The organism is Bacillus cereus group sp. BfR-BA-01383 (assembly GCF_022663495.1).
Lineage (GTDB): Bacteria > Bacillota > Bacilli > Bacillales > Bacillaceae_G > Bacillus_A > Bacillus_A cereus_AU.
The window spans coordinates 1-14,858 of record NZ_JAKUFP010000058.1; the positions used below are offsets into that span (position 1 = coordinate 1).

The following is a 14,858-nucleotide window of genomic DNA, read 5'->3' on the forward strand; positions in this document are numbered from 1 at the left end:
TACCGAACACGGAAGTTAAGCTCTCTAGCGCCGATGGTAGTTGGGACCTTGTCCCTGTGAGAGTAGGACGTCGCCAAGCAACTAAAAACACAAGTCTTTTGACTTGTGTTTTTTTATTTCCCATGAAATAGGTTGGATTCTGTTAGTAAAAATGCTGAAATATAATAAGGGATTTTTTGAGCAGAAATATTAAGGAATTGATAAATAAATGGATAATCTTCAGAACTATAGCTTCCAAGTAAGTCATACCACCAGTCTGTTTCATACCTAGAAATCATGCTTAAATTATAGAGCAATAAATAATGAACGAGAAGTTCAGGTAATACAGGCTTAGGGTTTCTAGGGTCGGTCGTAAGCGGTAAATAATAAGTATTGGTAAGATACTCATAATATAAAGGAGTACTGTACATAGGATTCCATGATTGAATAGGCGCTGAAAAAAATACATTCGATTCATTATTTTTTTCAGGTACGTGTTGTATTGATAAATGCTTACAAGTTGTTTCGATGTAACGAGAAAACCTCTCTTTAGTCATATGTAATCGATCTAGTATGTTGATTGAAAAAGAGAGCTCGTTTTTATTTGTTGAATCGATTTTATACAATGTTGTTCCTTTTTGATTATAGCGAAATAAATGTTGCAACTCAGGGATTTTTCCCATTAGCTCTAACATGCTAAACTTTTCCGTTTCCAAGTGTTTCATGTGAAACAGCTGTTCTGCGGCGTGAGTAAATAGTCCATTTTTCTGTATTTTTACCTCGTCTTCTAAAAATTGATATCCTTGTTTTTTTCGTTTACGGGTTGTCACCCCATGTGCTAGAACGGTTGTTGATTCTGGATAGTTTGGATTAATGGTTAATAAACAAGCTTTAAAAAGTTGACCCATTCCATAAAATAACAACATTGGCTGAATGGAAAATGGAGCTGTCTTATATAATTCATAATAATTTTTACCGTGTTCTAAGTAATAAATAAATGGATAACAATTTTCAAAACTTTTTTTTTCGGCATCTTGAATTGAGGATTTTTCATAACAACGGGCAAGATAACGTTGTACATTTTGAGATGAAAAGAAGAAACTTAATTGCTGCCAAGCACAAGGTGTATGATGCATATATTACGCTCCTTTTATTGTCTAAAAATTCTAACATATATATACTTTCTTGACAGTATTTTAACCAATTGATAAGCTACTAATAATAATTTCTGGTATTATGGGGGGAACAATTATGTGGGAAACTAAATTTGTTAAAGAAGGTTTGACTTTTGATGATGTATTACTTGTACCAGCAAAGTCAGATATATTACCAAGAGAAGTAAGTGTTAAAACAGTTTTATCTGAAAGCTTACAGTTAAACATCCCGTTAATTAGTGCAGGAATGGATACAGTAACAGAAGCTGATATGGCTATTGCAATGGCTCGTCAAGGCGGTTTAGGAATCATTCATAAGAATATGTCTATTGAGCAACAGGCAGAGCAAGTTGACAAAGTAAAGCGCTCTGAAAGCGGCGTTATTTCAGATCCATTCTTTTTAACTCCAGAACATCAAGTATATGATGCGGAACACCTTATGGGAAAATACCGTATCTCAGGTGTACCAGTTGTAAATAATTTAGATGAGCGAAAATTAGTTGGTATTATTACAAACCGTGACATGCGCTTCATCCAAGACTACTCAATCAAAATTTCTGACGTAATGACAAAAGAACAGTTAATTACAGCCCCAGTTGGTACTACACTGGAAGAAGCTGAAAAGATCCTACAAAAGTATAAAATTGAAAAGCTTCCTCTTGTTGATAATAGCGGTGTATTACAAGGGCTTATTACAATAAAAGATATTGAAAAAGTAATTGAATTTCCAAACTCTGCAAAGGATAAGCAAGGACGCTTATTAGTCGGAGCAGCAGTTGGTGTAACAGCTGATGCTATGACTCGTATCGATGCATTAGTAAAAGCACAGGTAGATGCAATTGTTCTTGATACAGCTCATGGACATTCTCAAGGTGTTATTGAAAAAGTAAAAGAAGTTCGTGCAAAATATCCAGCGCTAAACATTATTGCTGGAAATGTTGCTACAGCTGAAGCAACAAAAGCATTAATTGAAGCTGGTGCAAACGTAGTTAAAGTTGGTATTGGACCAGGTTCTATTTGTACGACACGTGTTGTAGCTGGCGTTGGCGTACCACAATTAACAGCAGTTTATGATTGTGCAACAGAAGCTCGTAAACACGGCATTCCAGTTATTGCTGATGGCGGTATTAAGTACTCTGGTGATATGGTTAAAGCTTTAGCGGCAGGAGCACACGTTGTTATGTTAGGTAGTATGTTTGCTGGTGTTGCTGAAAGCCCTGGAGAAACTGAAATTTACCAAGGTCGTCAATTTAAAGTATATCGTGGAATGGGTTCTGTTGGAGCGATGGAAAAAGGAAGTAAAGATCGTTACTTCCAAGAAGGAAACAAAAAACTTGTTCCAGAAGGTATTGAAGGACGCGTACCATATAAAGGACCTTTAGCAGATACAGTCCATCAATTAGTTGGTGGGTTACGTGCAGGTATGGGATATTGCGGAGCACAGGATTTAGAATTCTTACGTGAGAATGCGCAATTCATTCGTATGTCAGGTGCTGGTTTACTTGAAAGCCATCCCCACCATGTACAAATTACAAAAGAGGCTCCAAACTACTCATTATAATGTCTTATATACAAATAGACGGAGATTTGATATCTCTGTCTATTTTTTTTGGGTTATGTTAGAATAACGGTTATGTGAGTACATAGATATTGGGGGTTGCAAAAGTGAAAGGTATGTTTTGCAAAAGATTCATTGCGTTAGTAACAGTGCTTACACTAGCTTGTAGCATGTTGTTACCATATAGTAATGCATCAGCGGAAACAGGAGCTGCTTTAAACATTGAAGCAGGTGCAGCAATTTTAGTCGAAGCGAATTCAGGGAAAATTTTATATCAAAAGAATGCAGATGAATTATTATCAATTGCTAGTATGACAAAGATGATGAGTGAATATTTAGTTCATGAAGCAGTGGATAAAGGAAAACTTAAGTGGGATCAAAAAATTAAGGTTTCTGAATATGCATATAAGGTTTCACAAGATGCTTCATTATCAAATGTTGCATTAGAAAATGGTGGCTCTTATACAGTGAAAGAGTTATATGAAGCAATGGCAATCTTTTCTGCAAATGGTGCAACAATTGCATTAGCAGAAGCAATTGCAGGTAAAGAAGTAGATTTCGTAAAAATGATGAATGATAAGGCAAAAGAACTAGGATTGAAAAATTATAAATTTGTCAATTCTACGGGTTTAACAAATAAAGATTTAAAAGGAATGCATCCTGCGGGTACAGCACCGGATGAAGAAAATAAGATGTCTGCGAAGGATGTTGCAATTTTAGCGCAACATCTAATTAAAGATTATCCAAAAGTATTAGATACAGCAAAAATTCCGATAAAGTTCTTCCGTCCAGAAAAAGAGAACTTTAAAATGTCGAACTGGAACTGGATGTTAAAAGGCTTAATTAAGGAATATGATGGTGTAGATGGCCTGAAAACAGGATCAACTCCAGAGGCAGGAGATTGTTTTGCTGGTACGATTGAAAGAAACGGAATGCGTTTTATTTCTGTAGTTATTAAAACAAATTCTCATACAGCACGCTTTGATGAGACAAAGAAATTATATGATTATGGCTTTGCTAACTTTGAAATGAAGAAAATGTATGACAAAGGTTCTTCAGTAAAAGGAAACGAGACAGTAAGAGTTGAAAATGCAAAAGATAAAGATGTGGCGGTTCAAACGAAACAAGCTGTTTCACTTCCAGTTCCAAAAGGAAGCAAAGATATTTATAAAACAGAGATAAAAGAAGCGAGTAAGGGACAGGAAGCACCTATTAAAAAAGGTGCTGCGCTTGGTCAATTGGTAATCACACCAAAAGATACGAATGATCCTGGATTTTTATCTGGTAATTCATTACAAGTAGACCTTGTAACAAAATCGGCAGTAGAAGAAGCTGGTTGGTTTACTCGTTCTATGCGCGGAATTGGTTCTTTCTTTAGTGGTATATGGAATAGTGCTGTTGATACAGTAAAAGGTTGGTTTTAAAAGCTCCTCGTTGTAGGAGCTTTTTCTTATTCCTATTTTTCATACCGACTTTATGAAAAAGTAGTGGACAAGCATCTGATAGTTAGTGGTAGAATGTAAGAGTATTCTTAATTTTCGCCTTTAACGGGGGAAAGCAATTCACCTAGGGGGGTTTTTGTACATGACAAATGTAACAGGGACAGAACGTGTAAAACGTGGAATGGCAGAAATGCAAAAAGGCGGCGTTATTATGGACGTAATTAACGCCGAACAAGCAAAAATTGCAGAAGAGGCAGGCGCAGTTGCTGTTATGGCATTAGAGCGTGTACCAGCAGATATTCGTGCAGCAGGTGGCGTTTCTCGTATGGCAGACCCAACAATTGTTGAAGAAGTTATGGGTGCGGTGTCAATTCCGGTTATGGCAAAATGCCGTATCGGTCACCTTGTAGAAGCACGTGTATTAGAATCATTAGGGGTAGACTATATCGATGAGAGTGAAGTATTAACTCCTGCTGATGAAGTATACCATTTAAATAAACGTGATTACACAGTTCCGTTTGTATGTGGTTGCCGTGATATCGGAGAAGCTGCACGTCGTATTGCAGAGGGTGCATCTATGCTTCGTACAAAAGGTGAACCAGGAACAGGAAACATTGTAGAGGCAGTGCGTCATATGCGCCAAGTCAATGCAGAAATCCGTCAAGTTGCAAGTCTACGTGAAGATGAGTTAATGACATATGCAAAAAATACTGGTGCTCCTTATGAAGTACTACTTGAAATTAAACGCCTTGGTCGCCTGCCAGTTGTAAACTTTGCAGCGGGTGGTGTAGCAACACCAGCAGATGCAGCGTTAATGATGCAACTTGGTGCTGATGGTGTATTTGTTGGATCTGGTATCTTCAAATCAGAGAACCCAGAGAAATTTGCACGTGCAATCGTTGAAGCAACGACTCATTATGAAGATTACGAACTAATTGCAAGCCTTTCTAAAGGATTAGGTAATGCAATGAAGGGTATCGAAATTTCAACGTTATTACCAGAACAACGTATGCAAGAGCGTGGATGGTAATTGAAGGAGAACTTTAAAATGGTGAAAATCGGTGTACTAGGTCTTCAAGGTGCAGTTCGTGAGCATGTAAAGTCAGTTGAAGCAAGTGGTGCAGAAGCTGTTGTTGTAAAGCGTATAGAACAACTTGAAGAGATTGATGGTCTTATTTTACCAGGCGGTGAAAGTACAACAATGCGCCGTCTTATTGATAAGTATGCTTTCATGGAACCACTTCGTACATTTGCGAAGTCTGGTAAACCAATGTTTGGTACATGTGCAGGTATGATTCTTCTTGCGAAAACGCTTATTGGTTATGAAGAAGCACATATTGGTGCTATGGATATTACAGTTGAGCGCAATGCGTTCGGACGCCAAAAGGATAGCTTTGAAGCCGCACTTTCAATTAAAGGTGTAGGAGAGGACTTTATTGGTGTATTTATCCGTGCTCCGTATGTTGTAAATGTAGCTGATGATGTGGAAGTACTTTCTAAGCATGACGATCGAATGGTAGCAGTAAGACAAAATCAGTTTTTAGCTGCGTCATTCCATCCAGAATTAACGGACGATCATCGTGTGACAGCATACTTTGTAGAAATGGTAAAAGAAGCGAAAATGAAAAAAGTTGTATAAGTAACTTGCAACTTGTATAAGATTATAGTAAATTGATGGTAACAATTTTATAAAATAAGCGTGTTGATAGGAAATAGTAACAAATGTCGTTTCTTATAGAGAGTCGATGGTTGGTGGAAATCGATAGGAACAATTTGTGAATCCATCCTGGAATGGAATGTGGAATATCTTTATGATTAGTAAGCATTCCCGGTGAAGAGCCGTTATTTCTACTTGAGAGGAAAGCGGTAATGCTTTCAACTAGGGTGGCAACGCGGGTTAACTCCCGTCCCTTTGTATAGGGACGGGAGTTTTTTGTGTTTTATAAAATAAAAGGAGGAGTATAGAATGCTTGATATTAAATTTTTACGTACAAATTTTGAAGAAGTAAAAGCAAAATTACAGCATAGAGGCGAAGATCTAACTGATTTTGGTCGCTTTGAAGAACTGGATACGAGAAGAAGAGAGTTACTTGTTCAAACAGAGGAACTAAAAAGTAAACGTAACGAAGTATCTCAACAAATCTCTGTATTGAAGCGCGAAAAGAAAGATGCGGAAGCTCTAATTCTAGAAATGCGTGAAGTTGGGGAAAAAGTAAAAGATCTTGATAATGAACTTCGTACAGTTGAAGAAGACTTAGAAAGATTAATGCTATCTATTCCGAATATCCCTCATGAGTCTGCTCCAGTTGGCGAAACAGAGGATGATAATGTAGTAGCACGTACTTGGGGAGAAGCGAAAGAATTTACTTTTGAACCAAAACCGCATTGGGATCTTGCTACTGATTTAGGAATTTTAGATTTTGAGCGTGCGGGGAAAGTAACAGGAAGCCGCTTCGTATTTTATAAAGGTGCTGGTGCAAGATTAGAGCGTGCTTTAATTAGCTTTATGCTTGATCTTCATACTGACGAGCATGGATATGAAGAAGTATTACCTCCGTATATGGTAAACCGTGCAAGTATGACAGGAACAGGACAACTTCCGAAGTTTGAAGAAGATGCATTCCGTATTGAAAGTGAGGATTACTTCTTAATTCCAACAGCAGAAGTACCTGTAACGAATATGCACCGCGATGAGATTTTAAATAAAGAGCAGTTGCCTATACGATATGCTGCATTTAGCTCATGTTTCCGTTCTGAAGCAGGTTCAGCTGGCCGTGATACACGTGGTTTAATTCGTCAGCATCAGTTTAATAAAGTGGAGCTTGTGAAGTTCGTAAAACCAGAAGATTCTTATGAAGAGTTAGAAAAATTAACAAATGATGCAGAACGCGTGTTACAATTATTAGAGTTGCCATATCGCGTTATGAGCATGTGCACAGGAGATTTAGGATTTACAGCAGCGAAGAAATACGATATTGAGGTATGGATCCCAAGCTATGGCACATATCGTGAAATTTCTTCTTGTAGTAATTTTGAGGCTTTCCAAGCGAGACGTGCAAATATCCGTTTCCGTCGTGAACCAAACGGAAAACCAGAGCACGTTCATACATTAAATGGATCTGGTCTTGCAATCGGACGTACGGTGGCAGCTATTTTAGAGAACTACCAACAAGAAGATGGTACAATTATAATTCCAGAAGTTCTTCGCCCTTATATGGGAGGAAAAACAGTTATTAAGTAAATTTAAACATTCATCGGTATGAGTGATTGGTAATTATGAGCGTTGTCAGTACTATAATATAGGAGAGGGAAAGTAAAATTTTCCTTTCCTTATAATTTATTTTAGTAGGGTTGACTAACTGTTTTTCTTTTGATATTATATTGGATGTCAATATGGAGGTATACCCAAGTCTGGCTGAAGGGATCGGTCTTGAAAACCGACAGGCGGCGAGAGTCGCGCGGGGGTTCGAATCCCTCTACCTCCTCCAGATATAATTGACAACAGCGCATATAAGTGGAGATTGGAGAACTCGTTACCAACACGTAACGAGTTTTTATTTTAAAACCAATCATAAAGTATGGTGTAAGGCGATTTTGTCCTTATTACACACTCATATTCCGATGATTATCTTCATAGATATGAAAGGAGTTAACATGGATCTTATTATACAAACGTTTCCTTTAGATGGAAAAACTTTATATTATGTACAATGTCCTGTTTGTAAGAACAATAGAATTTTAAACAGTGGTGCAAATGTATCTCGCACTATAAGTGATGATACATTCCGTAAACTTTGTGGTTGCACTTGTGATGTAAAACAAGCAAAACAAGCTGTGAAAGAAGTAGCGGTGCAAAACAAAGTTGAAAAAACAGCTGTGGAAAAAGAGACAGCTCCAAAACGTACAGGGAAAGTATTGACAGCAGTGATTAATGGGAAAGAAATGACTGTTAAAGAGATTGCTGAAACGTATGATATTAGTACAAGTACCGTTCGTCAGCGTATTAATGCTGGAAAACCTGAGAGTGAAATTATTGCTCCAACCAAAAAGAAAAAGTAATTTAATAGGAAAACCCGTGCATATGCACGGGTTTTTTATTTTACAAGTTTACGTGATTGTTTTAAAAAATGGCCGATTTTTTTTATGATTGGCTCGATGGAATCGCCATCTTTTAAAATATCGTATTCATTAATATTTAAGCGTAAAACAGGACATGAATTAAAATTATTAATCCAGTTTTCATAACGTCCATGCATCTCTTTCCAATACTCAATTGGGGTTTGTTGTTCCATTGGACGACCACGCTCTTGAATACGGTCAACAATATCATCAAAAGAACCTTCTAAGTAAATTAATAAGTCTGGATGAGGGAAGTAAGGAGTCATGACCATAGCATCGAATAAACCTTTGTATGTTTCATAATCAGTTTCTGTCATTGTTCCTTTTTCGTGATGCATTTTTGCAAAAATGCCAGTATCTTCATAGATAGAACGGTCTTGTACAAAACCGCCGCCGTACTCAAAGATTCTTTTTTGTTCTTTAAATCGTTCCGCTAAAAAGTAAACCTGAAGGTGGAAACTCCATCGTGTGAAATCTGCATAGAACTTGTCCAAGTATGGATTGGAATCTACCTTTTCAAATGATGTGCGATACCCTAAAGCGTTAGCTAATGCAGTTGTCATAGTTGATTTTCCGACACCTACCGTTCCGGCAATAGTGATTACTGCATCATTTGGTATATCGTATTTTTGCCTTAAATTCATTGTTATTTCGACTCCTTTAAGAGAGTATTTTGAAGGGCAGATAAGATGTTATTTAAATCATCAGGATTTTTTACAAAATCCATATCGTCTCCGTTAAACTTCAATACTGGAATGTCTGGATGATCTTTTTTGAAAGTATCCATGGCTGTTTCATAATCTTTTGTGAGCTGTAGTAAGTAATTTGGATCCATATTTTTTTCGAATTCTCTTCCGCGCATTGCGATTCGTTTTTGTAATGTTTCCAGGCTAGCTGTTAAATAAACGATGACGTTTGGTACAGGCATATCTTGCGTAAGGATACGATAGATTTGCATGTACTTATCATATTGAGAATTTTTTAATGTACGGGATGCAAAAATTAAATTTTTAAATATATGATAATCTGCTACTACTGGCTTCCTTTGATTCAAATACTTTATGTTAATATCTTCTAATTGTTTGTATCTATTACAAAGAAAGAACATCTCTGTTTGAAAACTCCATTCGTCGATGTCTTCATAGAATTTTCCTAAAAAAGGGTTTTCATCAACAATCTCTTTTAGGAAGTGGAGTTGCATGTGAGTTGAAATTTCCTTCGCAAGTGAAGTTTTTCCAACACCAATTGGTCCTTCAACCGTGATAAATGGTACTCCGGTCACGCTGTTTCCTCCTTTCAATCAGTGATTTACTGTGACTACTAAAAACACAAAACAGAATTATTGTAGCACAAGAGGGAAGCGAGCGGGTTAATTTGATATAAAAAGTTAGAAAATAGATATATGTATTAATTAAATTTCATTTGCGATGACGGTGTTATATTTGCTTTTAATGTAGTTTCCATTATTTTTAAAGCGTGTATATTATCTTGGTCGCTATTAGAGGCAATACAATCCTGTGGTACATACAGGGTATAATTCCTCATATGAGCGTCATTAGCTGTAAATAGGATACATATATTTCCGGCAACTCCTGTTAATATTAAGTTTTCTATTTTTAAATGGCCTAATAAAGAATTCAAAGGTGTTTCATAAAAAGCAGAATAATGTGGTTTAATAAAAATGTAATCATCAGAACTTGGAGCAATCTTATGAATTATATTTTCACTATACTTATTCGTACAATGAGTAATGAGTTGGTCAATATCAGATCTCCAAAGTTGATAATGGTCATTAACATAAATTATAGGATAGCCGACAGATTTCATTTTTTTCTTTAATTGTAAAATAGGGCTTGTGATGGCTTCGCACTTTTTGGCTAGGATGGGCCCATGGGAAAATTGAAAATCATTAATCATATCGATAATGAGCAAGGCAGTATTTTTCATATGTAAGCTCCTCTCTATTTCTTTTAGGGTGGATTGAATTTGTAAAAGTTATCCCATGTGCAGTAAATGGAAAAAATGTACTTTGTTTGTAATGAAAGGACTATGTTATGGAACAAGATCAAGATATTTATTTTATGCAACTAGCGATAGAAGAAGCTAAAAAGGCAGAGGAAATACAAGAAGTACCGATTGGTGCGGTTATAGTGTTAGATGGTGAGGTAATTAGTGTTGCCCATAATCTAAGGGAAACAGAGCAAAGGTCAATAGCTCATGCCGAGTTGTTAGCGATAGATGAGGCTTGCAAAAAATTAGGGACATGGCGCTTAGAAGATGCAACGTTATATGTAACATTAGAGCCTTGTCCAATGTGTGCGGGTGGAATTGTTTTATCACGAGTGAAGCGAGTTGTATACGGTGCAAGTGATCCGAAGGGTGGATGTGCAGGGACATTAATGAACCTGTTAACGGATGAACGCTTTAATCATCAATGCGAAGTAGTAGCTGGTGTATTAGAAGAAGAATGCGGTACGTTGTTAACAAACTTTTTTAGAGAGCTTCGAAAAAAAAGAAAAGCGATAAAAAAATTAGAGAAAAGTAACGGAAATTAACGTATTTGCATTTTATAAAAAAACAAGTTATACTGATAATGCCTTTAATGAAGGCAACCGAATATTGGTTTTAACTTTGTCGTGCTAAGCGGGGAGGTAGCGGTGCCCTATACTCGCAATCCGCTCTAGCGAGGCCGAATCCCTTCTCGAGGTTATGTTGCTGTAAGGTCTGCCTTAAGTAAGTGGTGTTGACGTTTGGGTCCTGCGCAACGGGACCCCGTGAACCTTGTCAGGTCCGGAAGGAAGCAGCAATAAGCGGGTCTTCTCGTGTGCCGCAGGAGTGCCTGAACCGAGCTAACTGCTTGAGTAACGCTTATGGTACGTAATCGACAGAAGGTGCACGGCAGTTATATATGTATACAAAACTCACCTTAATACAAAGGTGGGTTTTTTGTATGGAAAATAACTTTTGGAAACTATAAACAGAATGGGTTATAATATATAAGATAATAACCTTTGAGGGAGGCCGTATTTTCGTGTCATACCAAGCGTTATACCGAACATGGAGACCGCAAAAGTTTGAAGATGTAGTCGGTCAAAAGCACGTGACAAAAACGTTGCAAAACGCCCTTCTTCAAGAGAAAGTTTCACATGCTTACTTATTTTCTGGTCCAAGGGGAACAGGAAAGACGACAATTGCAAAAGTATTTGCAAAAGCAATTAACTGTGAACACGCTCCGGTAGCTGAACCTTGTAATGAATGTCCTTCTTGTTTGGGGATTACACAAGGATCTATTTCAGATGTATTAGAAATTGATGCGGCTTCAAATAACGGTGTAGATGAAATTAGAGATATAAGAGATAAAGTGAAATATGCTCCAAGTGCTGTAGAATATAAAGTATACATTATCGATGAAGTTCACATGCTTTCTATGGGCGCCTTTAATGCACTTTTAAAAACTTTAGAAGAGCCGCCAGGACATGTTATCTTTATTTTAGCGACAACAGAACCACATAAGATCCCACCTACAATCATTTCACGGTGTCAGCGATTTGAATTTCGAAAAATATCAGTAAATGATATTGTTGAGAGATTATCGACGGTTGTAACAAATGAGGGTACGCAAGTAGAAGAGGAAGCATTACAAATTGTGGCGCGTGCCGCCGAGGGTGGTATGCGTGATGCGCTTAGTCTTATCGACCAGGCTATATCTTATAGTGATGATGCGGTTACGACAGAAGATGTTTTAGCTGTAACGGGCTCTGTTTCTCAGCAATATTTAGGTAACCTAGTAGAATGTATACGTGAAAATAATGTATCAAGGGCATTGCGTATCATAGATGAGATGATGAGTAAAGGGAAGGATCCAGTACGCTTTATGGAGGATTTCATTTACTACTATCGTGATATGCTTTTATATCAAACTTCACCACAACTAGAACATATGCTAGAACGAGTAATTGTAGATGAGCAATTCCGCGTGTTAAGTGAAGAAATGCAGCCGGAAGTCATCTATGAGATTATTCATAGTCTGAGTAAGGGACAACAAGAGATGAAGTGGACAAATCATCCGCGGATTTTCTTAGAAGTTGTGATGGTACAACTGTGTCAGCAGTTTATGATGCAAGCAAACGGTACAGATCGTTTACAGGCAATTATGAACAGGATGCAGCAACTGGAGAAAGAATTAGAACAAGTGAAAAAGAACGGTGTACCAGCTGGTGTACAACCTGAAGTAAGAGAGACGCGTGCAACACCAAAACCAGTACGAACAGGAAGTATGAAAATTCCTGTCGGACGTGTAAATGAAGTGTTGAAGCAGGCGAAACGTCAAGAGTTAGAACAATTAAAAGCCGTATGGGGTGAGTTGTTAGGAAGACTCAAATCGTATAACAAAGTGGCATTTGCTGTTTTATTAGAAAATAGTGAGCCAGTAGCGGCTTCAGATGATACTTATGTATTGGCGTTTCAATATGAGATTCATTGTAAAATGGCGAGTGAAAATCGCGAAGCAATGGATACGCTGGAACAAATTCTTTTTGAATTGCTAAGTAAAAAGTTAAATATGATTGCTATCCCGAAAAGTGAATGGGGTAAAATTCGTGAGGACTTTTTACAACGTGAAGGCGGGGATTCTGAAGAAGGTTCAGAGCAAAAGGAAGATCCTCTCATAGAAGAAGCAGTAAAATTAGTAGGGCAAGAACTTATTGAAATAAAAGAATAATTATTATTAGGAGGAATTAATTATGATGCGTGGCGGAATGGGAAATATGAATAACATGATGAAACAAATGCAAAAAATGCAAAAGGATATGGCAAAAGCACAAGAAGAGCTTGGTGAAAAAAAAGTTGAAGGTACAGCTGGCGGCGGAATGATTACTGTTATTGCAAACGGTCATAAGCAAGTTCTTGAAGTGAAAATTAAAGAAGAAGTTGTAGATCCAGAAGATATCGAAATGTTACAAGATCTAGTACTAGCTGCAACGAACGATGCACTTAAAAAGGCTGATGAACTTTCAAACTCTACAATGGGTAAATTTACAAAAGGCTTAAACTTACCGGGTGGAATGTTCTAGGAGGATATTGATATATGCACTATCCAGAACCAATCTCAAAATTAATTGATAGTTTTATGAAGTTGCCAGGAATCGGACCGAAAACAGCGGTTCGATTGGCGTTCTTCGTATTAGATATGAAAGAAGATGATGTACTAGGTTTTGCGAAAGCACTTGTGAATGCAAAGCGAGACTTAGCATATTGCTCTGTATGCGGACATATCACTGACCGTGATCCTTGTTATATTTGTGATGATTCACATCGAGATCAATCGGTTATTTGTGTCGTACAAGAACCGAAAGATGTAATTGCGATGGAAAAAATGAAAGAGTATCAAGGGGTGTATCATGTGTTACGTGGTGCCATTTCTCCAATGGAGGGAATTGGACCAGAAGACATTAATATCCCGCAACTCTTAAAGCGACTGCACGATGAAACGGTACAAGAAGTGATACTAGCAACAAACCCTAATATTGAAGGGGAAGCTACAGCGATGTATATATCCCGCCTCTTAAAGCCGACAGGTATTAAAGTAACTCGTATTGCACACGGTCTACCAGTTGGTGGAGATTTAGAATATGCAGATGAAGTAACACTGTCAAAAGCGTTAGAAGGTCGTAGAGAAGTATAAGAGGAGAAACAAAAATGTTCTTTCAAAAGAAGGGTAAATTGCGTAAAGAGTATGATGATAAGTTAATTGTACTATTGGAAAAAGTGAAGAATGAATGGTTACGTCAGAAGAAGATGGTCGAACAAAGCGTTGAACCATCTCAAGATGTGCTTTGTTCTTTGAAAATAGCAGAGGCGAAATATTTCTTCTTGTTAAAAGAAGCAAAGCGTCGCCCTGTAAAAATGGAGCAATGGTAAAAGGTTCTGCTTTTTAAGCAGGACTTTTTATTTTGTGTGTTAAAACTAAGGGATTGTTTCGTTTTGAAAGAATTATTGAGGATTCTGATGGGTTGCGTGATCAAGGGTTAGTAAGATGAACCAACAGGAGTTACATGGTTAATTGTTCTTTTTTGTTGTCTTGTCCCATACAAATAGATATGTATAGGTCATTCATAAGGAGGAAAAAATGAACTCTACAATTATTATTGTTGGTATTCTTACTCTAGTTTTTATTTTTCTTGTTTTTGGTGTCTCTTCTAAACCGTTACGTTTTATAGGGAAGGCGCTCTTTCATGTTACGTTAGGAATTGCATTACTCTTTATCGTAAATGTTGTAGGAACATATTTTGATTTTCATATCCCGATTAATGTAGGTACAGCAACAATAACGAGTTTATTAGGCCTACCTGGAGTTGCTGCATTAGTGGTTATTAAGCTTTATATAATGCCAAGATAAAATTATTTTGGCATTTTTTTAAAAAGTGTTGACTAAGGAGTTATTAGTATGGTAAATTAATAAGCGTCGTCAGGAACGAAAGAAAAAAGTTGTTGACGGATTTAACGAAAAATGTTAAATTATAAAAGTCGCTGAAACGCGATGTTGAACTTTGAAAACTAAACGAAACAAACAACGTGAAACGTCAATTTTTATTTTTAGATGCTAGA

At 37.1% G+C, this 14,858-nt stretch carries 16 protein-coding genes, 1 tRNA gene, 1 rRNA gene, 1 other RNA gene and 1 other annotated feature; of the genes, 15 read left to right on the forward strand and 4 right to left on the reverse strand.

Features of this window, described 5'->3' with window-relative positions; all coding sequences use genetic code 11:
- Positions 1-79 (forward strand): 5S ribosomal RNA (rrf, locus tag MR065_RS27945); the annotation flags it as partial.
- 34 nt (positions 80-113) lie between these two features.
- Here rrf and MR065_RS25875 read toward each other — a convergent pair.
- A complete protein-coding gene (locus MR065_RS25875) occupies positions 114-1,115 on the reverse strand; it encodes a YaaC family protein (protein ID WP_242215562.1) in 1,002 nt (333 codons plus the stop codon).
- Between the two features lie 115 nt (positions 1,116-1,230).
- Between MR065_RS25875 and guaB the strand changes: the two genes are divergently transcribed.
- From guaB to MR065_RS25910, 7 genes are all read left to right on the forward strand, one after another.
- Positions 1,231-2,694, forward strand: a complete 1,464-nt coding sequence (guaB, locus tag MR065_RS25880; protein ID WP_097905666.1) for an IMP dehydrogenase — start codon at positions 1,231-1,233, stop codon at positions 2,692-2,694.
- A gap of 113 nt (positions 2,695-2,807) precedes the next feature.
- A complete protein-coding gene (locus MR065_RS25885; protein ID WP_242215576.1) occupies positions 2,808-4,115 on the forward strand; it encodes a serine hydrolase in 1,308 nt (435 codons plus the stop codon).
- Between the two features lie 160 nt (positions 4,116-4,275).
- A complete protein-coding gene (pdxS, locus tag MR065_RS25890) occupies positions 4,276-5,163 on the forward strand; it encodes a pyridoxal 5'-phosphate synthase lyase subunit PdxS (RefSeq protein WP_000186157.1) in 888 nt (295 codons plus the stop codon).
- Between the two features lie 18 nt (positions 5,164-5,181).
- Complete coding sequence (gene pdxT, locus MR065_RS25895) at positions 5,182-5,772, forward strand: pyridoxal 5'-phosphate synthase glutaminase subunit PdxT (RefSeq protein WP_242215564.1); 591 nt, start codon at positions 5,182-5,184, stop codon at positions 5,770-5,772.
- 54 nt (positions 5,773-5,826) lie between these two features.
- Positions 5,827-6,048: a binding site (T-box leader), on the forward strand.
- Between the two features lie 51 nt (positions 6,049-6,099).
- Positions 6,100-7,374 carry a serine--tRNA ligase gene (serS, locus tag MR065_RS25900; RefSeq protein ID WP_242215565.1) on the forward strand — a complete coding sequence of 425 codons (1,275 nt, stop codon included), beginning with the start codon at positions 6,100-6,102 and terminating at the stop codon, positions 7,372-7,374.
- Positions 7,375-7,528: 154 nt separating this feature from the next.
- Positions 7,529-7,621: transfer RNA gene (locus MR065_RS25905), tRNA-Ser, on the forward strand.
- Positions 7,622-7,787: 166 nt separating this feature from the next.
- Entirely contained in the window at positions 7,788-8,192 is a 405-nt protein-coding gene (locus MR065_RS25910) for a sigma factor-like helix-turn-helix DNA-binding protein (protein WP_000364211.1), read from the forward strand.
- Between the two features lie 35 nt (positions 8,193-8,227).
- Here MR065_RS25910 and MR065_RS25915 read toward each other — a convergent pair whose 3' ends face one another.
- The 3 genes from MR065_RS25915 to MR065_RS25925 form a co-directional block, all read right to left on the reverse strand.
- Positions 8,228-8,896, reverse strand: coding sequence for a deoxynucleoside kinase (locus MR065_RS25915; RefSeq protein WP_098269786.1), 669 nt, complete (start codon positions 8,894-8,896; stop codon positions 8,228-8,230).
- 2 nt (positions 8,897-8,898) lie between these two features.
- Positions 8,899-9,534, reverse strand: a complete 636-nt coding sequence (locus MR065_RS25920) for a deoxynucleoside kinase (RefSeq protein WP_242215566.1) — start codon at positions 9,532-9,534, stop codon at positions 8,899-8,901.
- Between the two features lie 125 nt (positions 9,535-9,659).
- The gene (locus tag MR065_RS25925) at positions 9,660-10,199 is read right to left on the reverse strand and encodes a cysteine hydrolase family protein (RefSeq protein WP_242215567.1); all 540 of its coding nucleotides are present in this window, start codon (positions 10,197-10,199) and stop codon (positions 9,660-9,662) included.
- Positions 10,200-10,306: 107 nt separating this feature from the next.
- Here MR065_RS25925 and tadA point away from each other — a divergent pair, with 107 nt between their 5' ends.
- The 7 genes from tadA (at position 10,307) to MR065_RS25960 (ending at position 14,649) form a co-directional block, all read left to right on the forward strand.
- A complete protein-coding gene (gene tadA, locus MR065_RS25930; protein WP_242215569.1) occupies positions 10,307-10,807 on the forward strand; it encodes a tRNA adenosine(34) deaminase TadA in 501 nt (166 codons plus the stop codon).
- A 79-nt stretch (positions 10,808-10,886) separates the two neighbouring features.
- An RNA gene (ffs, locus tag MR065_RS25935) (signal recognition particle sRNA large type) lies at positions 10,887-11,151 on the forward strand.
- A 132-nt stretch (positions 11,152-11,283) separates the two neighbouring features.
- Positions 11,284-12,972: a DNA polymerase III subunit gamma/tau gene (gene dnaX, locus MR065_RS25940; RefSeq protein WP_242215571.1), complete on the forward strand. Its 1,689-nt coding sequence runs from the start codon at positions 11,284-11,286 to the stop codon at positions 12,970-12,972.
- A 25-nt stretch (positions 12,973-12,997) separates the two neighbouring features.
- Positions 12,998-13,324 carry a YbaB/EbfC family nucleoid-associated protein gene (locus MR065_RS25945; protein ID WP_242215577.1) on the forward strand — a complete coding sequence of 109 codons (327 nt, stop codon included), beginning with the start codon at positions 12,998-13,000 and terminating at the stop codon, positions 13,322-13,324.
- 14 nt (positions 13,325-13,338) lie between these two features.
- A complete protein-coding gene (gene recR / locus MR065_RS25950) occupies positions 13,339-13,935 on the forward strand; it encodes a recombination protein RecR (protein ID WP_242215573.1) in 597 nt (198 codons plus the stop codon).
- Between the two features lie 14 nt (positions 13,936-13,949).
- Positions 13,950-14,171, forward strand: coding sequence for a YaaL family protein (locus MR065_RS25955; RefSeq protein WP_088233332.1), 222 nt, complete (start codon positions 13,950-13,952; stop codon positions 14,169-14,171).
- 208 nt (positions 14,172-14,379) lie between these two features.
- On the forward strand, positions 14,380-14,649 hold the full coding sequence (locus MR065_RS25960) for a pro-sigmaK processing inhibitor BofA family protein (RefSeq protein ID WP_242215574.1): 270 nt from the start codon (positions 14,380-14,382) through the stop codon (positions 14,647-14,649).
- The last annotated feature ends 209 nt before the right edge of the window (positions 14,650-14,858 follow it).